Source organism: Dactylosporangium sp. NPDC000244 (assembly GCF_040300725.1).
Classification (GTDB): domain Bacteria; phylum Actinomycetota; class Actinomycetes; order Mycobacteriales; family Micromonosporaceae; genus Dactylosporangium.
The window spans coordinates 43,177-61,912 of sequence record NZ_JBEPEH010000055.1 but is presented as its reverse complement, the minus strand read 5'-3'; the positions used below and the strand labels follow the sequence as shown (position 1 = coordinate 61,912).

The 18,736-nt window shown below is 74.2% G+C and carries 17 protein-coding genes; 10 read left to right on the top strand and 7 right to left on the bottom strand.

Features of this window, described 5'->3' with window-relative positions; translation table 11 throughout:
• Positions 1-10: 10 nt before the first annotated feature.
• From ABT369_RS51090 to ABT369_RS51065, 6 genes are read left to right on the top strand one after another with little or no spacing between them, the layout of a single operon-like run.
• A complete protein-coding gene (locus ABT369_RS51090; protein WP_350624725.1) occupies positions 11-856 on the top strand; it encodes an NAD(P)H-binding protein in 846 nt (281 codons plus the stop codon).
• Positions 857-916: 60 nt separating this feature from the next.
• Complete coding sequence (locus tag ABT369_RS51085; RefSeq protein ID WP_350624724.1) at positions 917-1,447, top strand: SRPBCC family protein; 531 nt, start codon at positions 917-919, stop codon at positions 1,445-1,447.
• A gap of 9 nt (positions 1,448-1,456) precedes the next feature.
• The gene (locus ABT369_RS51080) at positions 1,457-3,016 is read left to right on the top strand and encodes a class I adenylate-forming enzyme family protein (RefSeq protein WP_350624723.1); all 1,560 of its coding nucleotides are present in this window, start codon (positions 1,457-1,459) and stop codon (positions 3,014-3,016) included.
• Complete coding sequence (locus ABT369_RS51075; RefSeq protein ID WP_350624722.1) at positions 3,013-4,179, top strand: FAD-dependent monooxygenase; 1,167 nt, start codon at positions 3,013-3,015, stop codon at positions 4,177-4,179. The genes ABT369_RS51080 and ABT369_RS51075 overlap by 4 nt, the downstream gene beginning before the upstream one ends.
• The gene (locus tag ABT369_RS51070; protein WP_350624721.1) at positions 4,176-6,095 is read left to right on the top strand and encodes an FAD/NAD(P)-binding protein; all 1,920 of its coding nucleotides are present in this window, start codon (positions 4,176-4,178) and stop codon (positions 6,093-6,095) included. The genes ABT369_RS51075 and ABT369_RS51070 overlap by 4 nt, the downstream gene beginning before the upstream one ends.
• Positions 6,092-7,402 (top strand): nitrosuccinate lyase, encoded by a 1,311-nt coding sequence (locus ABT369_RS51065; protein ID WP_350624720.1) that lies wholly within the window; start codon positions 6,092-6,094, stop codon positions 7,400-7,402. Before ABT369_RS51070 ends, ABT369_RS51065 begins: the two co-directional genes overlap by 4 nt.
• Before the next feature lie 62 nt (positions 7,403-7,464).
• Here ABT369_RS51065 and ABT369_RS51060 read toward each other — a convergent pair whose 3' ends face one another.
• Positions 7,465-8,181 carry a type 1 glutamine amidotransferase domain-containing protein gene (locus ABT369_RS51060; RefSeq protein ID WP_350624719.1) on the bottom strand — a complete coding sequence of 239 codons (717 nt, stop codon included), beginning with the start codon at positions 8,179-8,181 and terminating at the stop codon, positions 7,465-7,467.
• A 41-nt stretch (positions 8,182-8,222) separates the two neighbouring features.
• Positions 8,223-10,034 (bottom strand): glycoside hydrolase family 15 protein, encoded by a 1,812-nt coding sequence (locus ABT369_RS51055; protein WP_350624718.1) that lies wholly within the window; start codon positions 10,032-10,034, stop codon positions 8,223-8,225.
• Between the two features lie 100 nt (positions 10,035-10,134).
• On the opposite strand from ABT369_RS51055, the gene ABT369_RS58095 reads away from it, so the two are divergent.
• Positions 10,135-11,205 (top strand): TniB family NTP-binding protein, encoded by a 1,071-nt coding sequence (locus ABT369_RS58095; RefSeq protein WP_502891934.1) that lies wholly within the window; start codon positions 10,135-10,137, stop codon positions 11,203-11,205.
• A gap of 36 nt (positions 11,206-11,241) precedes the next feature.
• Here the strand turns inward: ABT369_RS58095 and ABT369_RS51040 are convergent, their stop codons facing one another.
• Entirely contained in the window at positions 11,242-12,045 is an 804-nt protein-coding gene (locus tag ABT369_RS51040; RefSeq protein WP_350624717.1) for a class I SAM-dependent methyltransferase, read from the bottom strand.
• 435 nt (positions 12,046-12,480) lie between these two features.
• A complete protein-coding gene (locus ABT369_RS51035) occupies positions 12,481-13,026 on the bottom strand; it encodes an RBBP9/YdeN family alpha/beta hydrolase (RefSeq protein ID WP_350624716.1) in 546 nt (181 codons plus the stop codon).
• Positions 13,027-13,066: 40 nt separating this feature from the next.
• Between ABT369_RS51035 and ABT369_RS51030 the strand changes: the two genes are divergently transcribed.
• Both ABT369_RS51030 and ABT369_RS51025 read left to right on the top strand, forming a co-directional pair.
• The gene (locus tag ABT369_RS51030; RefSeq protein WP_350624715.1) at positions 13,067-13,759 is read left to right on the top strand and encodes a GOLPH3/VPS74 family protein; all 693 of its coding nucleotides are present in this window, start codon (positions 13,067-13,069) and stop codon (positions 13,757-13,759) included.
• 73 nt (positions 13,760-13,832) lie between these two features.
• Positions 13,833-14,033, top strand: a complete 201-nt coding sequence (locus tag ABT369_RS51025; protein WP_350624714.1) for a hypothetical protein — start codon at positions 13,833-13,835, stop codon at positions 14,031-14,033.
• Between the two features lie 14 nt (positions 14,034-14,047).
• On the opposite strand, the gene ABT369_RS51020 is transcribed toward ABT369_RS51025, so the two are convergent.
• The 3 genes from ABT369_RS51020 to ABT369_RS51010 form a co-directional block, all read right to left on the bottom strand.
• Entirely contained in the window at positions 14,048-15,433 is a 1,386-nt protein-coding gene (locus ABT369_RS51020) for an MFS transporter (RefSeq protein ID WP_350624713.1), read from the bottom strand.
• Positions 15,434-15,460: 27 nt separating this feature from the next.
• Positions 15,461-16,477, bottom strand: coding sequence for a serine hydrolase (locus tag ABT369_RS51015; protein ID WP_350624712.1), 1,017 nt, complete (start codon positions 16,475-16,477; stop codon positions 15,461-15,463).
• Positions 16,478-16,558: 81 nt separating this feature from the next.
• Positions 16,559-17,413 (bottom strand): hypothetical protein, encoded by an 855-nt coding sequence (locus tag ABT369_RS51010; protein WP_350624711.1) that lies wholly within the window; start codon positions 17,411-17,413, stop codon positions 16,559-16,561.
• 104 nt (positions 17,414-17,517) lie between these two features.
• Here ABT369_RS51010 and ABT369_RS51005 point away from each other — a divergent pair, with 104 nt between their 5' ends.
• A complete protein-coding gene (locus ABT369_RS51005; RefSeq protein WP_350624710.1) occupies positions 17,518-18,705 on the top strand; it encodes an LCP family protein in 1,188 nt (395 codons plus the stop codon).
• Positions 18,706-18,736: the final 31 nt, after the last annotated feature.

Below are 18,736 nucleotides of genomic sequence, written 5' to 3'. Positions count from 1 at the left end.
GAGGTTCCCGATGACCACTCCCGTCCTCGTGTTCGGAGGCGGCGGCCGGGTCGGCCGCGCCGTCGTCGACGAGCTGCTCGCCGCGGGTGTGCCGGTCCGGGCCACCGGCCGCGACCCGGACCGGCTGCGGCTGCCGTCCACTGTGGAGACCGTCCGCGCCGACCTGACCGACCCGGACTCGTTGCCGGCCGCGCTCAAGGGCGTGCGCAAGGTGTTCCTGTACGCGGTGCCGCAGGGCGTCGAGCACTTCGCCGGGGCCGCACGGGAGGCCGGCGTCGAGCACGTGGTGCTGCTGTCGTCCGACACGGTGCTGGACCGGATTCCGGCCCGCCGGGCGATCGCCGACATGCACAGGGCCGTGGAGCGGGCGCTCGACGCGTCGGGGCTCGCGACCACGTACCTGCGGCCGGACAACTTCGCCAGCAACGTGCTGCTGTGGGGCTGGGCGGCCTCCATCCGGGCCGAGGGCGTGGTGCGCTTGCCCTATCCGGAGTCGCACAGCGACGCGATCCACGAGCGCGACATCGCCGCCGTCGCCGCCGCGGCGCTCACCCGGCCGGGGCACGAGGGCGGGCGGTACCTCATCACCGGCCCCGAGTCGGTGACCCAGCGCCGCCAGGCCGAGCTGATCGCCGAGGCGATCGGCCGGCCCGTCCGGATCGAGGAGCTCACGCCGGAGCAGGCGCGGCGGGTGTACGCCGAGATCGTGCCGGACTGGGTGCTGGACGCGACCCTCGGCTACTGGGCCGCGACCGACGGGGTGCCGTACGCGGTGAACGACCTCGTCGAGCGGATCACCGGGCGGCCCGCGCGCACGTTCGCGCGGTGGGCCCGCGAGCACGCCGGCGAATTCTGACCTGACAGATCTGGATTCGCGGCTTTGACCAGCATCGATCACGCTGGCGACGATGGATGCATGGCCGACAATCCCCTGTTCGAGTCGCGCGCCGAGGTGCGGGTCAACGCCAGCCCGGCGCGCGTGTACGCCGTCGTCAGTGACCTGCCGCGCAGCGGCGAGTGGAGCTCCGAGTGCCTCGGCGGCCGGTGGGTCGCCGGGGCGCCCGGCACCGTCGGCGCGGTCTTCCGCGGCGACAACCGCCGCGCGGAGGACGTGGTCGCCTGGGCGCCCGTCGTGCGCGGCGACTGGAGCACCGAGGCCGAGGTCGTCGCGGCCGAGCCCGGCCGGGCGTTCCGGTGGGCGATGCGCGACAGCACCGGCGCCGCCCAGGACAGCGTCTGGGCGTTCGAGCTGGCCCCGGACGGCGAGGGCACGACCCTCGTGCACCACTTCCGGATGGGCCGGCCGACGGAGGGCATCCGCAAGATCGTCTCGGGCCTCGACGACACCGCCCGGGCGCGCTTCTTCGCCGAGTGGGGCGAGAAGGTCGCCGGCGACCTGGCCGACACCCTGCAACGCATCCGGCTCGTCATCGAGAAGGACGCGTAGGGGGCCGTCATGCTGCTGCAACGCATCGGCAACCGCGGCATCCGGCTCGGCACGCTGCTGGAGCGGGCCGCGGCCCGGCACCCGGACAACCCCGTGGTGCTCGACCACCCGCTCGCGATCGCCCCCCGGCTGGGCCGGCGCACGACGGTCGCGGCCCTCGCCGACCTCGTCGCCGGCACCGCCTCCCGGCTGTGGGCGGCCGGGGTGCGCCCCGGCGACCGCGTCGTGGTGCACAAGTCCGACGGCTTCGACATCACGCTGCTGGCCCTCGCCATCGCCCGCGCCGGGGCCGTGCCGGTGCTGCTGTCGCCGAAGCTCGACGGCGCCACCGTCGCCGAGCTGGTCCGCCGGGTCGACCGCCCCTACCTGCTCACCGACGCCGCGAAGCTGCGCGACCACCTGCCCGCGGCCGTCTTCGACCTCGCCGCGCGGGTGCTGCTGGCCGAGGGCGAGCACCCCGGCGCGACCGCCCTGGCCGAGCTGGACGACGTGCCGCGCATCGCCGCGGTGACCGTCCCGCCCGAGCACCCGGCCCTCGTCACGCACACCTCCGGCACCACCGGCACCCCGAAGCTGGCCGTCCACACCGGACGGACGCTGCAGGCGCGGTACCGCCCGCAGGCCTCCGTCGCCGCGCTCGTGCGCCGCCGCCGGCCGGTCGCGATCCACGTGTCGTTCGTCCACTCGCGGCTGTTCACCGCGCTGGCGATCACGCTGCTGCGCGGCTTCCCGCTCGTCGTGCTCGCCGACGACGACCCGGCCCGCGCCGCCGAGCTCTTCGCCGACGTCCGCCCCGGCGTGCTGGAGGCCCACCCGAACACGTTCATGCGCTGGGAGGAGCTCGCGGCCGACCCGCGGCGGCCGCTGGCGTCGGTGCGGTACTTCAGCAGCACCTTCGACGCGATCCACCCGCGCACCGTGCGCCGGATGCTCGCCGCCTCGGCCCACCGCTTCCCCGTCTTCGGCCAGCTCTACGGCCAGAGCGAGGTCGGCCCCGTCGTCGCGCGGGCGTTCACCCGGCACCGCCGCGAGGACGCCGACGGCCGCTGCGTCGGGGTGCCCTTCCCCGGCATGACCGGCGTGCGGGTGGTGAGCCGCGACGGGGGGCGGGTCAGCGCGCGCTCGCCGGGCTTCATCGAGGTGCGCACCGACGGGCGGGTGCTGACCTACCTCGGCGAGGACAGCCGCTACGAGCGGCAGCGGACCGGCTCGTGGTGGCGGATGGGCGACCTCGGGTACCGCACCCGCTGGGGCTGCCTGCACCTGCTGGACCGCGAGGTCGACGAGATACCCGGCTTCGGCAGCACGCTCGCCGCCGAGGACCGCCTCTTCGCCCGGCTCGACGAGCTCGCCGAGGTCATCATCGTCCCCGGCGGCGACGGGCGCCCGGTGCCGGTCGTGTGCACGAAGCACGACCGGCCGCTGGACCGCGACGCCTGGCGGGCCGCGGTCGCCGGGCTGCCGCCGCTGGCCGAGCCGGTGCAGTGGCGCCTCGCGGACCTGCCGCAGACCGCGACGACGAAGATCAAGCGACTGGAGCTGGCCCGCCGTCTGGAGGCCGCGACGTGAGCGCGGACGTCATCGTCGCCGGGGGCGGCATCGGCGGCCTCGCCTCCGCCCTCGCCGCGGCCGCGCACGGGCACCGGGTCACCGTCCTGGAGCGCGGCGCCGCCTTCACCGAGCTGGGCGCCGGCATCCAGCTCGCCCCGAACGGCCTGCACGCGCTCGACCGGCTCGGCCTCGGCGCCGCGACCCGGGCCGTCGCCACGCCGATCGACGAGCTGCGGTTCATGGACGGCGTGACCGGCGAGCACGTGACGAGCATGCCGCTGGGCGAGGGCTACCGGGACCGCTTCGGCAGCCCATACGTCGTCGTGCACCGCGGCGAGCTGTACCGGATGCTGCTGGAGGCCTGCCGCGACACCGCGGGCATCACGCTGCGCGCGGCCAGCCCGGTGGCGGGCTTCCACCAGGACGCGACCGGCGTCACCGCGCTGCTGGCCGGGGGCGGGCGGGTCGGCGGGGCGGCCCTCGTCGGCGCCGACGGCATCCACTCCGCCGTGCGGGCCGCCCTGGTCGGCGACGGCGCGCCGCGCAACTCGGGCATCACGGTGTACCGCGCGATCATCCCCATGCACGAGGTCCCCGAACACCTGCGGTCCCGCGCGGTGACCTGGTGGTGCGGGCCGAAGTGCCACTTCGTGCACTATCCGATCGCCGGCGGCCGCTACCTGAACCTCGCCGCCAGCCGCGACGACGGCGCCCCGCGCCCGTTCGCCGGCCGCCCCGCGACCGCCGAGCACGTGCGGGCCGAGCTCGCCGCGCTGCCCGCCGCACGGCACCTGCTGGAGCTGGGCCGCGACTGGCGCTCCTGGGTGCTCGTCGACCGCGACCCGGTGCCGGGATGGACCGACGGGCGGGTCACCCTGCTCGGCGACGCGGCCCACCCGATGCTGCACTACGCGGCGCAGGGGGCCTGCCAGGCCCTCGAGGACGCGGTGACGCTCGGCGGGCTGCTCGGCGACGGGCCGGGCGGGCTGCTGGAGTACCAGCGGCGCCGGCTCGAGCGCACCGCGGCCGTGCAGCGGGCGTCCCGCGACAGCATCCGGCTCTGGCACGCCGCCGGGGCCGCGGCGGCGCGGCGCAACGCGGCCCTGGCGGCGATGACGGCCACGCAGCTGCACGACGCCGTGGCCTGGATGCACGCCGAGCGGATCGGAGCGTCCCGATGAGCGGACATCTGGAGCTGTGCATCGTCGGCGGCGGGCCGCGCGGGCTGTGCGTGCTGGAGCGGCTGTGCGCGCAGGAGCGCCACGACCCCGCCTTCGCCTCCGTCACCGTCCACCTGGTCGAGCCCGGCGAGCCGGGGCCGGGCGCGGTGTGGCGCACGGGGCAGTCGCGGCAGCTGCTGACCAACACGGTGGCGGCGCAGATCACGGTCTACACCGACGACAGCGTCGCCATCGCCGGGCCGGTCGAGCCCGGTCCGAGCCTCTACGACTGGGCCCACGGGCTCGCCCTGCTCGGCCCGCTCGCCGACGCGGACCCCGACACCATGGCTGAGGCCTCCCGGCTCGGCCCCGACGACTACCCCAGCCGCGCCCTCTACGGCCGGTACCTCGCCGACAGCTTCGCCCGCGTCGCCGCCGCCGCGCCCGCGCACGTGACGGTCCGGGTGCACCGCTCCCGCGCGGTCGCGATCGCGGACACCAGCGGCCTGCCCGGCGGGCCGCAGGGCGTGCGCCTCGAGGACGGCACGCGGCTGCACCGGCTCGACGCGGTGGTGCTCGCCCAGGGCCACGTGCCCGCCCAGCTGCCGCCGGCCCAGGCCCGCACGGCGAGCCTGGCGCGCGTGCACCGGCTCGTCTACCTGACCCAGGCCAACCCGGCCGACGTCGACCTGTCCGTGCTCGCGCCCGCCGCCCCGGTCCTCGTGCGGGGCCTCGGCCTGAACTTCTTCGACTACGTCGCCCTGCTCACCGCGGGCCGGGGCGGCCGCTTCGAGCGCCACGGCGACCGGCTGCGCTACCGGCCCAGCGGCGAGGAGCCGCTGATCTTCGCGACCTCCCGCCGCGGGGTGCCGTCCCACGCGCGCGGCGAGAACCAGAAGGGCGCGTCCGGCCGGCACACGCCGCGGGTGCTCACGCCCGCCGTCGTCGACGAGCTCCGGCGGCACCGCGGCACGCTGCGCTTCGGGCGCGACGTGTGGCCGCTCATCGCCGCCGAGGTGGAGACGGTGTACTACACGACCCTGCTCGGCCTGCCCGACCCGGCCGCGTTCGTCGGCCGGTACCTCGCCGACCCCCGCGCGGCGCTCGACGAGCTCGGCGTCGAGCCGGCCGAGCGCTGGGACTGGGAGCAGCTGGCCCGCCCGGCCGGCCGGCGCCGGTTCGCGGGCCGCGCCGAGTTCACCGCCTGGGTGCTCGAACACCTCGCCCAAGACGTGCGGCAGGCCCGGCAGGGCAACGTCGGCGGCCCGCTGAAGGCCGCGCTGGACGTGCTGCGGGACCTGCGCAACGAGGTGCGGCTCGTCGTCGACCACGGGGGCCTGGACGGCGCCTCCTACCGCGACGAGCTCACCGCCTGGTACACCCCGTTCAACGCGTTCCTGTCGATCGGCCCGCCCGCGTCGCGGATCGAGGAGCTCGGCGCGCTGATCGAGAGCGGGATCGTCACGCTCACCGGCCCGGGCACGCAGATCCTGGCCGACACCGCCGACCCCGCGTTCGTGGCCGTGTCCGCGGCCGTGCCCGGCGAGCCCGTGCGGGCCGCGGCGCTCATCGAGGCCCGGCTGCACGACGTCGACCTGCGCCGCACCGGCGACCCGCTGCTGCGCCACATGCTCGACACCGAGCAGTGCCGGCCGTACCGCATCCCGTGCTCCGACGGCGGCGACTACGTCACCGGCGGCCTGGCGGTGACCGAGCGGCCCTACCGCATCGTCGACGGCCACGGCCAGGCGCACCCGCGCCGCTTCGCCTACGGCGTGCCGACCGAGTCGGTGCACTGGGTCACGGCCGCGGGCATCCGCCCGGGCGTCGACTCCGTGACCGTCGGGGACGCCGACGCCATCGCGGCCGCCGTGCGCGGACTCGGCCCCGCCCCCGCGCCGAAGCCGGCCCCGTCGATCTCGGGGGTGGTCGTATGAGCGGGTTGCTGAGTCCGGTCAGCGCCGGCACGCCCGTGGAGGAGCTCGTGTCCGACCGCGCGTGGCTGCAGGCGATGCTCGACGCCGAGGCCGCGCTCGCCCGCGCCCAGGCCCGGCTCGGCACCGTGCCCCCGCAGGCCGCGGCCGTCATCACGCGCACCGCCCAGGCCGCCCTGTTCGACGTGCGGGCCCTGGCCCTGGCCGCCCGGCGGACCGCGAACCCGGTCGTCGGCCTCGTCCAGGCGCTCGCCGCCCGGGTCGCCGAGCTGGATCCGCCCGCCGCCGAGTACGTGCACTGCGGCTCCACCAGCCAGGACATCCTGGACACGGGCGCCATGCTGGTCGCGAGCCGGGTGCTGGAGCTGATCCGCGCGGACCTGGCCCGGACCGCGGCGGCGCTGGCCGGGCTGGCGCTTGCGCATCGGGACACCCCGATCGCGGGCCGGACCCTGGCCCTGCAGGCGGTGCCGACGACGTTCGGGCTGAAAGCGGCCGGCTGGCGCGGCCTCGTCCTGGACGCCGACGCGCGCCTCGCCCGCCTGCTCGACGGCGGCCTCCCGGTGTCGCTGGGCGGCGCGGCCGGCACGCTGGCCGGGTACCTGACCGACCGCGAGGCATCCTTCGCCGACGCGCTGGTGACCGCCTTCGCCGACGAGACCGGCCTGGCCCGCCAGCGCCTGCCCTGGCACGCCCTGCGCACGCCGGTCGCCGACCTGGGTGCGACGCTGGCGTTCACGACGGGCGCGCTGGGCAAGTTCGCGGTGGACGTGCTGACCCTGGCCCGCACCGAGATCGGTGAGGTGAGCGAGCCCCCGGGCGGCGTCTCGTCGGCGATGCCGCACAAGCAGAACCCGGTGCTGGCCACCCTCGTGCGCAGCGCCGCCCTTCAGGTCCCCGCCCTCGCGACCGGCCTGACCCAGGCGCTGCTCGCCGAGGACGAACGCTCCGCGGGCGGCTGGCACGCGGAGTGGCTCCTGCTGCGCGAGGCCCTGCGCCTGGCCGGCGGCGCGGCCCACACCGCGGCCCTGCTCGCCGAGGGGCTGCGCCCGGACCCGGCCCGCATGCGGGAGAACCTCTCCCGCACCGGCGGCCACATCGCCTCGGAGCGCCTGTCGGCGGCGCTGACCCCGCGGCTGGGCCGGTCCGCGGCGCGCCGGCTCGTCGCCGAGGCGACCGCGTCGGACGAGCCGCTGACCGGGCACCCGCTGCTGCTGGAGCACCTGACCGCGGCCGAGCTGGAGACCCTGTGCGACCCGGCCGGCTGTCTCGGCGCGGCCGCCCACCTCGCCGACACCGCGCTGGAGTGAGCAGGGCCCGTAGGGTTCGGGGCATGGGGATCACCGTGGAGCTGCGGCTGCCCGGCTCGATCTCACCCGGAAGCGCCGGTGGTGGCAGCGCCGAGGGCCTTGAGCAGCTCGGCGGCCAGGGGCGCGGCCGAGGCCGGGTTCTGGCCGGTGAAGAGGTTGCGGTCCACGACGACGTAGGGCTTCCAGATCTCGCCGCGCTCGAAGTGCACGCCGAGGGTGACCAGCTCGTCCTCCACGAGCCAGCGGGCGCGCGCGGCCAGGCCGACCGCGTTCTCCTCGTCGTTGGTGTACGCCGTCACGCGGTAGCCCGCGAACGGGGACTCGCCGTGGCGCCGGGTCGCCAGCATCGCGGCCGGGGCGTGGCAGACGATCGCGAGCGGCTTGCCGGACGCGAGGGCCGCGGTCAGCAGGCGGCCCGAGTCGGCGTCGTCCCACAGGTCCTGCATCGGGCCGTGGCCGCCGGGGTAGTACACGGCGTCGTAGTCCTCCAGGCGGGCGTCGGCCAGGTGCAGCGGGCGGCGTAGCTCCTCGGCCGCGCGCAGCACGCCCTCCTGGTCCAGGGCCGCCTGCTCCCCGCCCGCCATCGACGGGCGCAGGCTCATCGCGTCGACGTGCGGGACCACGCCGCCCGGGGTCGCGACCTCGACGGTGTGGCCGGACTCGGTCACGGCGCGGTACGGCGCCGCGAACTCCTCCGCCCAATAGCCGGTCGGGTGCCGGGTGCCGTCGCGCAGCGTCCAGTAGCTCGCCCCCGTGAGCACGAACAGGATCTTCGCCATGCCGCCAAGGGTGCGCACCGCGGGAGTGAGCGGGCGTAGCCCTATTTGAGTCCTTCCGCGGCCCGCGCCTCGGTCGCGGCCAGGGCGCTGGACAGGGTCCGGGCGGTGTCGATGAGCGGCACGTGGCTGAACGCCTGCGGGAAGTTGCCCACGAGGCGCTTCTCTTGGGTGTCGTACTCCTCCGAGAGCAGTCCGACGTCGTTGCGCAGGGCCAGCAGCCGCTCGAACGTCTCGCGGGCCTCGTCGTGGCGGCCCATGAGCGCGTAGTTGTCGGCGAGCCAGAAGGTGCAGGCCAGGAACGCGCCCTCGCCCGGCGGCAGCCCATCAATGTTGTCATGATCGGTGTGCTCGTGCTGGGTGTACCGCTGGACGAAGCCGTCCTCCATGAGGTGCTCCTCGATCGCGGCGACGGTGCCGGCCACCCGCTCGTCGCTCGCCGGCAGGAACCCGACCAGCGGGACCATGAGCATCGCCGCGTCGAGCTCCTCGGAGCCGTAGTACTGCGTGAACGTCCGCCGCCCGGGGTCGTACCCCTTCTGCAGGATCTCGGCCCGGATCGCCTCGCGCAGCTCGGTCCAGCGCTCCACGGGGCCGTCGAGGTCGAACTCCTCGGTGGCCTTGACCGCGCGGTCGGCCGCGACCCACGCCATCAGCTTCGAGTGCACGAACTGCTTGGGGCCGCCGCGCACCTCCCAGATGCCCTCGTCCGGGTCCCGCCAGTGCCGCTCGACGAACTCCATCAGCTTCACCTGCAGCCCCCACGCGGGGTCATCGGCCTTGAGCCCGGCCCGGCGGCCCTGGTGCAGGGCGTCCATGACCTCGCCGTACACGTCGAGCTGGAACTGCTCGGCGGCCGCGTTGCCGATCCGCACAGGGTTGCCGTCGTAGCCGGTGAGCCAGGTCGCGACGTACTCGTCGAGGCGGCGCTCGCCCGCGACGCCGTACATGATCTGCAGCTCGGCCGGGTTGCCCGCGATCGCCCGCAGCAGCCACTTGCGCCAGGCCGTCGCCTCGCTCTGGAAGCCGGAGTACAGCAGGCTCTGCAGCGTGATCGTGGCGTCGCGCAGCCAGCAGAACCGGTAGTCCCAGTTGCGCACCCCGCCGAGCTTCTCGGGCAGCGAGGTGGTCGCGGCGGCCACGATCCCGCCGGTCGGCGCGTACGTGAGGGCCTTCAGGGTGAGCAGCGAGCGCACCACGGCGTCGCGCCACTCTCCCTCGTACGTGCACGCCGAGACCCAGCCGCGCCAGTAACCGGCGGTGACGCCGAGCTCCTCGACGGGGTCGATGGGCTCGGGCGGGGGCAGGTGCGACGGGCGCCAGGTGAGCACGAACGGCACCCGGTCGCCGGTCTCCACCACGAAGTCCGCGCGGGTCGAGAGGTTCTCGCCGCGCGTCGGGGCCGGCGTGCGCAGCCACACCGCGTCCGGTCCGGCGACGGCGACCAGGGCGTCCTGCTCGCGGTACACCCAGGGGACCACTTTGCCGTAGTCGAAGCGCAGCCGGAGGTCCATCGTCATCGGCACGCGCCCGCGCACGCCCTCGACGATCCGCACGACCTGCGGCGCCTCGGCCCGCGGAGGCATGAAGTCGATGAGGCGGACAGCGCCGTCCTCGGTCTCGAACAGCGTTTCGAGGACGAGGGTGTCGTCACGGTACTGCCGCCTGACGGAGATCACCCCGCCCTCGGGCGCGATGACCCAGTGCCCGTTCTCCTCGGACCCGAGCATGGCGGCGAAGATCGCGGCGGAGTCGAACCGCGGCACACAGAGCCAGTCGATGCTCCCGTCCCGCCCGACGAGCGCGGCCGTCTGCGTGTCGGCGATGATCGCGTAGTCCTCGATGGGAAGGGCCACGTCGCAGGTGTACCCCTCGCCGCGCCCTCGTGAACGTTCCGGGCGGTTGCAGGATGTTTTGCGGGGCAACGGCGGGCGCGGGCTGGACTGCCACACCCACATGGCGGTCGTCGCGACCAGCACCCTGCGCCAGGTCGTCAACGCCGGACGACGGCTGGCGTTGCTCAACCGGCATGCGGTCAGCGCCCGGCGGGGTCTGATCCTGTCCGGTGCGGCCGGCACCGGCGAGACCACCGCCATCACCCAGCTCGGCAAGACCCACGAGGCCACCGACCGGCTGCGCTATCCAGGGCTGGCGCGGATCCCGGTGGTCTACGTGACTGTCCCACCGGCGGCCACGCCGAGGATGCTGGCGGTGGAGTTCGCCCGGTTCCTCGGGCTGCCCATGACCCACCGGGCCAACATGACGGACGTGATCGAGGCCGTCTGCGGCGTGGCCGTCGACGCCCGCGTCGGACTGGTCTGTGTCGATGAGATCCACAATCTGCAGCTGGCGACCCGCAGTGGCGCCGAGGTATCGGACACCTTGAAGTACTTCTCCGAGCGGATCCCGGCGACGTTCGTGTATGCCGGGATCGACGTCGAACGCGAGGGCCTGTTCTCCGGCACCCGCGGCCGGCAGATCGCCGGACGTTTCAGCCTGGTCGAGACCGTGCCGTTCCCCTCCACCATCGGACCGCCGAGCATGACCAGCTGCGCGCTCTGCCGATCGCGGTCCGGCCACGCCACGGCGAAACCGTCGAGTCCTGCATCCGCAGACTCGCTCGCGCCAACCACCTGCGCCCCAGCTACCTGCGCCGCTACCTCGCAGGCCGCCCCGGGCTCAGCGCAGTCCGACCGGAACGTCTCGTCGGGCTGTCCGGACGCACCGCAGACACACTCACCAGAGCCCTCGCCGATTTCGACGCCACGCCCCGCCGGCCGCAACGCACCGACCGGCTCCGCCGCCGCCACTCCGATAAACCTGCCCTCTACCGTGCGATCCGCGCCGCCCTGGCCGCCGAGCCCGACACCAGCGTCAAGAGCCTCTTCACACGTTTCCGCGTCGGCGCCCGGACCGTGGCCCTGGCCATCGCATCCCCCGAACCCCCACCCTGGAAACCGCCCAACAAAGAAATCCCTGCTCGGTCTCCCCGCAATCACACCATCATCGCGTACAGGCGTGCGGTAGATGATCATCTGCCGGCGGCGAACTGGTCGAAGCGATTCACCGGACTCGTTGGGCGATCCTCAGCTCCGTCAGGTAGCGCTTGACAATTTGACCCCCGTAGTCCACGTCGATCAGCCGCGCGATGGAGTTCAGCAGCGCGCTCCGCTGTACGTCCGGCAAGGCACGGTGTCCGGAGTAGGTCAACAGCAGATCCAGGTAGTCAGCTGTCGAGTACGGCAGCTCCCACTCGTATCGGTAGAACTTCGCAGGCCCGAATCGCCCCGACGAGGTGAGCTCCCGATCGTCTTCGACGATGTCACCAGCAGTCTCAAGACGCAGGCCCGGTGGGGTCGACGGATCGAAGCGCTCGTAGCACTTCTGGATCTCAACGAAGAATGCCTCGGTCCAGGTGCCGCCAGCGATGTGGTGGGTTCCCACGGTGGCCAGCAGGCCACCGGGACGCAGAGCGTCAGCAGACTTCGACACCCGCACCGCGGGGTCGATCCAGTGAAACGCGGTAGCGGAGAACACCACGTCGAACGGTTCACCGGGCAAGGGCCACTCCTCGAACGCCGCCGTAACGACCTCCACCGCGTCGAACGCGGCAAGATTTCGCCGAGCCACAGCCGCCATGTCCGTGCCCAACTCGACAGCCACGATGCGGTAGCCCCGCTCGGCCAACGGCACGGTCGCCTGCCCGGTGCCACAGCCGATCTCCAGCACCCTTGCCCCAGGCGCTACCCCGGCCGCAGCGAGATCATCAAACATCTGCACTGGATACCGAGGGCGGGCACGGTCATACCGCGCGGCGTCCTCATTGAAGGTCTCTCGCAACCTCACGTAGTCATTGCTATCGCTCACCAACAGAGACTACGGCAGGCACCCAATTCTCGATGCCAGGCACGGCAGGTCCAGCCGCTCGCCCGCTTGCCGATCGTTACCGGAAATGCGCAATAACGTGCCCGATTCATGAGCCGCGCATGGATCGGCCACGAACCGGCACTACGCAGTTCGGGGCAACTTCGATGGCACACATGCCCACCCCAAAGGTCAGCCCAACCAGCATCGTGAAAGGGCTCCAGCATCCATCTGTGCCATTCAATCGTGTCCGCCCAGGCAGCGGACCTGGGCTCCCGAGCACCTTGGATGGCAAAGAACAGCACTGCTGGTGGTGGGTGCGCCGATCGTGGCCCGGGACGATGTCGCGCCGGCCTCGGCGGCGACGGTCGTGGGCGGCGACCCCAAGACCTACCACGACGCCGGCGAGACCCGGCCGGAGTAGTCAGGCCGGAGTAGTCAGGAGGACCCGGCCCGGGCGGCGAGCGCGCGGGCCAGGCGCTCGCCCTCCGGCCACGGCCCGAAGCCGGTCTTGGAGTCCAGGTGGCCGACGGGGCCGGCGTCGAAGAGCTCCGCGCCCCAGTCGCGGGCGAGCTCCGCGGCCCGCTCGAAGGTCGCGGCGGGGTCGTTGCGGCTCGCGACCACGAGCGCCGGGAACGGCAGCGGGTCGCGGGGCACCGGGCCGCAGACGAAGTCCGGGCTGGGCCCGTCCCACTCCGGGTCCAGCCACGGCGGCGTGACCAGCATCGCGGCGCGCACGGGGCCGGTGTGCCGGCTCGCCCAGATCGCGACCGTCAGGCACCCGGCGCTGTGCGCGACCAGCACGGCCGGCTCGTCGCCGGACCCGATCGCGGCGTCCAGCGCGGCGACGCGGTCCTCGGCGACGTACGGCGGGCCCGGCGGTTCCGGTGCCCAGGAGAACTCCGGGTGGTCCTCGGCCCAGCGGCGCGACCAGTGTTCCGGCAACGGCCGGCCGCGGCCGGGCACCAGCAGGAACCGAGTCATGGCGCCGAGCGTAGTGCCGGGCAGCGCTACCGTGGGACCCATGAACAACGGCCTGGCTGACGACTTCCTGCTCCTCGCGCTCGACGACCACGGCAAGAACCTGATCGGCGACCTGCGCCTGAACTACGGTCTCGCCGGGGCGGTCCTGCTCGACCTGGCCCTCGCCGGGCGCATCGAGCTCGCCGAGGACCGGGTCACGGTGACCGACCCGACGCCGACGGGCGACCCGGTGGTGGACGAGGCGCTGGCCCGCATCGCGGCCGGGGAGCAGCCGCGCAAGGCCGACGCGTGGATTCAGCCGCTCGCCGACGGGCTGCGGGCCAAGGTGCTCGACCGCCAGGTCGAGGCGGGCGTGCTGCGCAAGGAGCAGGACCGCGTGCTGTGGGTGTTCCCGCGCACCCGGTTCGCGTCGGCGACGGGTGCGCAGCCGGCGGCCGAGACCGCGGTGCGCGCTGAGCTGACGGCGGCCATCGACGGCAATGGCGACGGGGACGGCGAGGTGCCCGCCCGCGCCGCCGCGCTGATCGGGCTCGTGCAGGTGAGCGGGCTCGCGGAGGAGGTGTTCCCCGGCCGGCCCAAGGAGGAGCTGAAGGCTCGCCTGGACGCGATCACCGCGGGGAACCGGGCCGCCGACGCCGTGCAGCAGACGGTGCGGCGCATCCAGGCCGTGATCGGGTCGACGGCCGCGATCACCGCGGCCACCTCGGCGGCGACGACCGCCGCGATCAGCTGAGCCGCCTCGCCGTCGTCACGGGCGCCGGGCGGGGGCTCGGGGCGGCGCTCGTGGACGTGCTCGCCGAGCGCGGGTGGGACGTCGTCGGCTGCTCGCGCACCAGGACGGCGGGGCGAGCGTCGTGCAGGACATGCGCGAGCCGGTCGGGGCCGAGCTGCTGGCCGCGATCGGCGGGCGGCCGGTCGACGCGCTGGTCAACAACGCCGGCGTCGGCGCGCCGGGCCGGCCCCTCGCCGAGTGCGACTCGCTGGACGGCCCCGAGCTCGACTGGTGAGCCCCGGCCGAGCCTCACGTCCGCGCCGGGCGCACGCGCGCGGGCTCGGCCCGGTCGGCGAGGGCGAACGCCAGCGCCAGCACGATCAGGCCGAAGCAGATCAGGGCGGCGTGCAGGAGGGCCGTCCGGTGGCCCGCCAGGCTCGGGGGCGCGGCCAGCACCACGCCCGTCACCGCCGCGACCGACACGCCCGCGGCCAGCCGCTGCGACAGTTGCAGCACCGCGGCGCTCAGGCCGTTCGCGCCCGGCGGGGCGTGGCCGAGCGTCAGGGCCTGGTTCGGCGCGTTGACCAGGCCGCCGGCCGCGCCCGTCACGAGCTGCGCGAGCGCCAGCGCGAGCACGGCCCCGCCGACGGGCAGGAGGCGCACGGCCGCCGCCTCCGCGGCCACGCTCGCGGCCGCGACGCCCAGGGCGGCCGTCACGCCCGCGCGGCCGTAGCGGGTCACCACGGCGGTGCTGAGGAAGGAGGCCGCCGCGAAGCCCACCGCGCCGGGCAGCGTCAGGGCGGCCGTGATCAGCGGGTCGTAGCCGAGGCCGTGCTGCAGGAACAGCGACAGCGCCAGGCCCAGGGCCAGCGTGGCGCCGAAGTAGCACATGGCCACGAGCGTGCCCAGGACGTACCCCCGGCTGCGCATCAGCTCCGGGAGCAGGACCGCGGTCCGCCCGCTCGCGGCGTAGCGGCGCTCCCACAGGACGAACGCGGTGCCCGCGACGGCCGCGGCGAGCAGCCAGCGCCAGCCGCCCGCGGTGCCGGTCAGCGGGAGGACCAGGGCCAGGATCGCGGCGGCCAGGAGGGCCAGCCCGAGCGGGTCGAGGTCGGTGCGGTGGTCCGGGCGGCGCGCGGCGGGCAGGTGGCGGGCCGCGAGCGGCAGCATGGCGAGCGCGAAGGGCAGGTTCAGCAGCAGGACCAGCCGCCAGCCGAGGTCGGGGCCGGTCAGCTCCAGCACCAGGCCGCCGACGGGCGGGCCCAGCGCGGCGGCGAGCCCGCCGACCGCGGCGTACGCGGCCAGGGCCCGCGCCCGGTCCCGGCCCGTGAACAGGTCCTGGAACAGGCCGATGATCTGCGGGTTGACCGTGCCGGCGCCGACGCCCTGGGCGAGCCGGGCGCCGGCCACCAGCCAGGCCTCGTCGGCGGTGCCGGCGACGACGGCCCCGGCCGCGAACAGCGCGAGGCCGCCGACGAACAGCCGGCGCCGCCCGGCCACGTCGCCGATCCGGCCGGCCGGGACCAGGGCCAGGCCGAAGGAGAGCGAGTAGCCGGCCACGATCCACTGCAGCGCCGCCGGGCCCGCGCCGAGCGACTCGCGCAGCGCGGGCACGACGATCGTGAGGACGGACTGGTCGAGCAGTGTGGTGAAGCCCGCGCCGAGACAGACGAGCAGGACGGCGCGGTGCGGCATGGCCGATACTATATCAAGCAGATAGGATTAGCCGCCATTGTTGGGCTGGAACTTCGGCATCACGGTCTTGGTGCGGGCGGCCGCGCTCGTGGTGCTCTGGATGGTGTCGAACATCGTGCGGCCGAGCACCGCGTGCGCCTCGACCGCCGGATGGGTCGCGCCGTAGTTGTCGAGGTCGCCCAGGCCCTCGGCGAAGAACCCGTAGACCAGCGCCGGGGAGCCGTCCGCGCCGAACATGACGCCGGCCTCGTGCCGGGCCGCGCCGAGCGTGTTGAAGTCGGCGCCGTACTTGGTCGCTACCCGGCTGCGCTCCTCCGAGGACATGCCGCGCCGGATGCCGTCGTGGTAGCCGTTGATCCACCGCAGGATGCTGAGCAGGAACGCGCACGAGCCCGCCGACAGCAGCGTCCCGTTGGCCAGGCGGGTCAGCAGGTTGGTGATCTCGTGCGGGGTGGTGGTGCCGAGGAAGAACCGGTTCGGGTTGGCCACCGGCTCGACCCGGGTGTGCACGAACCCCTTCGCCGCGAGGATGTCGTTGATCTCCAGCGCCGGGACCACCCGCCCGCACATGCGCACGGCCGTGTTGTCGGACACGAGCAGCATCGCGGTGAGGAAGTTCGCCACGGTGATGTCGTCGCCCCAGACGGTGTGCAGGAAGTAGATCCCGGTGCCGCCGAGGATGATGTCGGCCTGCAGGTCCAGCTTCTGCCCCAGGGTGAGCTGACCCCGGTCGATCTTGTCCATGACGGCGGTCGCGACGGCCAGCTTCTGCACGCTGTACCCGTTGACGACGTGATCGGCGTCGTCCTCGATCACGTTCTCCATCGCGCCCGCGGCGTTGACCCGCGTGACGTGCGAGTACCAGGTGCCGCCGGCCTTCGCCTTCTGCCGCGCGTAGACCCGCCGGATCTTCTCGGCCGGCGGCAGCTTCGCGAGGTCGTCCTCCTTCGCCGGCGCCGCGGCGGCCGTCCCGCCCGCGACCAGCGCCGCGGTCGCCCCGGCGCTCGCCGCCAGCGCCGCCCGGCGGCTCATGCCCATCGTCATGCGTCCTCCCCGTTTGTCAGATTTGTCAACTCCCGGGCAGGTTATGCGGTTCGGCCACGGCATTCAAGCCGCCGAATGCGTTCAGCCCACGCTCTCAGGACTCTCGGGCTGCAGGTAGATGTGCCGCGCGGTCGGCACGAAGTCGCGGATGTGCGCGCGGGCCTCGTGCAGCGCCGCGGCGACGTCGGCCCCGGCCGGCACCCCCACCCTCGCCGTGACCATGAGCTCGTCGTGCGCGAGGTGCACGACGCTGAGCTGGCTGATCGAGCGGATGTCGGCCGCCAGCAGCGCGAGCTCGATCCCGTCGGTGTCCGCGGCCCGGGCCGGCGCGAGGGTGACCAGGCCGGCCAGGCGCGCCGCGAGGACGAGGTCGACGGCGGCGATGGCGGCGGCGACGGTACCGGCGGCAACCGTGTCGAGCAGCCGGGTGTGGCTCAGGTGGCAGGCGGTCGCCCCGGCGAGCACGGCGAGCGTGGCGGCGGGCGCGGCCAGGTGCAGGGCGACGCCGAGGGACGCGCGGATCCTCGGGTTGTGGCGCAGGTACGCCCGCCACGACGCCGCCCCGCGGTCCCGGTTCGCCGCGCGCCCGATCGCGACCGCGGCCGTGAGCTGCGCGGCGAGCGCGGCGGTGAGCGCGAGCCGGGCGGTGCTGGACGGCCCGACGCACGGGATCGGCCCCGCGGGCGTCACGGCCGCCCAGACGACCGAGACGGCGGCGAGCGAGGAGAGCGCGACGGCGCCGGCGAGCGGGAACAGCAGCCGGTCCCGGCGCGGCGGGGCGTGGTCCTTTCCCGGCGCCAGCGTGACGAGCCCGGCGACGGCGAGCGCGACCGCCGCCAGCACGAGCGTCGCGGTGGTCGTGGCGTACGCGAGCCCGAGCAGCGCGGTCGCCGCGGCCCCGCCGCCGATGGCGATGCGCCGTGCCGTAGTGCCCACGACGCCCATGCAACGCGGGAGCGCGCGATTCCGTCAATAGCGTGAGGAACCTGGGCGAGTGATCTTGTACAGTGAAATCCCCCTTGACCAGCAGGAGCCGGCCCGTGACCACTCCGGATGCACCCGCCCGCCGACGCGGCGCCCAGCGCCTGCCCGGCCGGGATCCCGTGTGGGCGCGGCTGCTCATCGCGGTCGGGCTCGTGTTCACGCTCCTGGCCGGCGGGGCGCTCGCGGGCAAGGAGGCGCTGTTCAAGTACGCCACCCGCAGCGTCGCCCAGGAGAACCTCCTCGGCGACAGCGGGCGCCAGGCCGAGCAGCGCGGGCACGTCGACGTCAACGGGGCCAAGAACATCCTGCTCATCGGCGTCGACGCGCGCCCCGGCCAGGACCCGGCCGAGCTGGTGCGGGCGGACTCGATCATCATCCTGCACATCCCGGCCAGCCATGACCAGGCCTACCTGGTGTCGATCCCGCGCGACACCTGGGTGAAGATCCCGCCGTACGACAACGGCGCGAAGCGGTACGAGGGCGGCCACGACAAGATCAACGGCGCCTACGCCTGGGGCGGCGACGGGCTCACCGGGGCCGGCCAGCGCGCCCACGCCGTCGAGCTGCTCGCGCTGACCATCAAGTCGCTGTGGGGCATCACCTTCGACGGCGCCGCGATCGTCGACTTCACCGGCTTCCAGCAGGTCGTCGAGGTGCTCGGGGGCGTCGACATGTACGTCGACGAGGAGACGACCTCGGTACATATCGGCCACACCGCCAACGGGGAGTACGCGGTGCCGTTCCGGCAGTTCACGCGCTCCGACGGCGGCCAGGGCCTGTCCGCGGTGCCGGGCGTGACGCCGCAGGTGTACCACGTCGGCTACCAGCACCTCGAGCCCTGGCAGGCCCTCGACTACGTCCGCCAGCGCGAGCTACTGCCCAACAGCGACTACGACCGGCAGCGCCACCAGCAGCAGTTCCTCAAGGCGCTGTTCAAGAAGATCCTCAGCTCCGACGTGCTCACCGACCCCGGGCGGCTCAACGACGTCCTGCGGGTCGTGGGCAAGGCGATGACCATCGACAGCGGCGGCATCGACCTGGCCGACTGGCTCTACGCGATGCGCGGCATCGGCGCCGACGACCTGCTCACGATCAAGACGAACAACGGCACCTTCAACAACGCGCCGGGCGTGTCCAACGCCGAGACCCTCGACCAGACGACGCTGGACCTGCTCGAGGCGGTCCGCACCGAGCGGGTCCAGGCCTTCGTCGCGGGCCACCTGGACCTGGTCGCGCCCAGCTGACCGCGCCGCGAGGCGTGAGGGGCGCCCCGGC

Bases quoted from the DNA above. Each gene is read 5' to 3' on its own strand.
- ABT369_RS51090 (WP_350624725.1), top strand. From the start codon at position 11: ATGACCACTCCCGTCCTCGTGTTCGGAGGCGGCGGCCGGGTCGGCCGC.
- ABT369_RS51085 (WP_350624724.1), top strand. From the start codon at position 917: ATGGCCGACAATCCCCTGTTCGAGTCGCGCGCCGAGGTGCGGGTCAAC.
- ABT369_RS51080 (WP_350624723.1), top strand. From the start codon at position 1,457: ATGCTGCTGCAACGCATCGGCAACCGCGGCATCCGGCTCGGCACGCTG.
- ABT369_RS51070 (WP_350624721.1), top strand. From the start codon at position 4,176: ATGAGCGGACATCTGGAGCTGTGCATCGTCGGCGGCGGGCCGCGCGGG.
- ABT369_RS51065 (WP_350624720.1), top strand. From the start codon at position 6,092: ATGAGCGGGTTGCTGAGTCCGGTCAGCGCCGGCACGCCCGTGGAGGAG.
- ABT369_RS51060 (WP_350624719.1), bottom strand. From the start codon at position 8,181: ATGGCGAAGATCCTGTTCGTGCTCACGGGGGCGAGCTACTGGACGCTG.
- ABT369_RS58095 (WP_502891934.1), top strand. From the start codon at position 10,135: ATGGCGGTCGTCGCGACCAGCACCCTGCGCCAGGTCGTCAACGCCGGA.
- ABT369_RS51035 (WP_350624716.1), bottom strand. From the start codon at position 13,026: ATGACTCGGTTCCTGCTGGTGCCCGGCCGCGGCCGGCCGTTGCCGGAA.
- ABT369_RS51030 (WP_350624715.1), top strand. From the start codon at position 13,067: ATGAACAACGGCCTGGCTGACGACTTCCTGCTCCTCGCGCTCGACGAC.
- ABT369_RS51020 (WP_350624713.1), bottom strand. From the start codon at position 15,433: ATGCCGCACCGCGCCGTCCTGCTCGTCTGTCTCGGCGCGGGCTTCACC.
- ABT369_RS51015 (WP_350624712.1), bottom strand. From the start codon at position 16,477: ATGACGATGGGCATGAGCCGCCGGGCGGCGCTGGCGGCGAGCGCCGGG.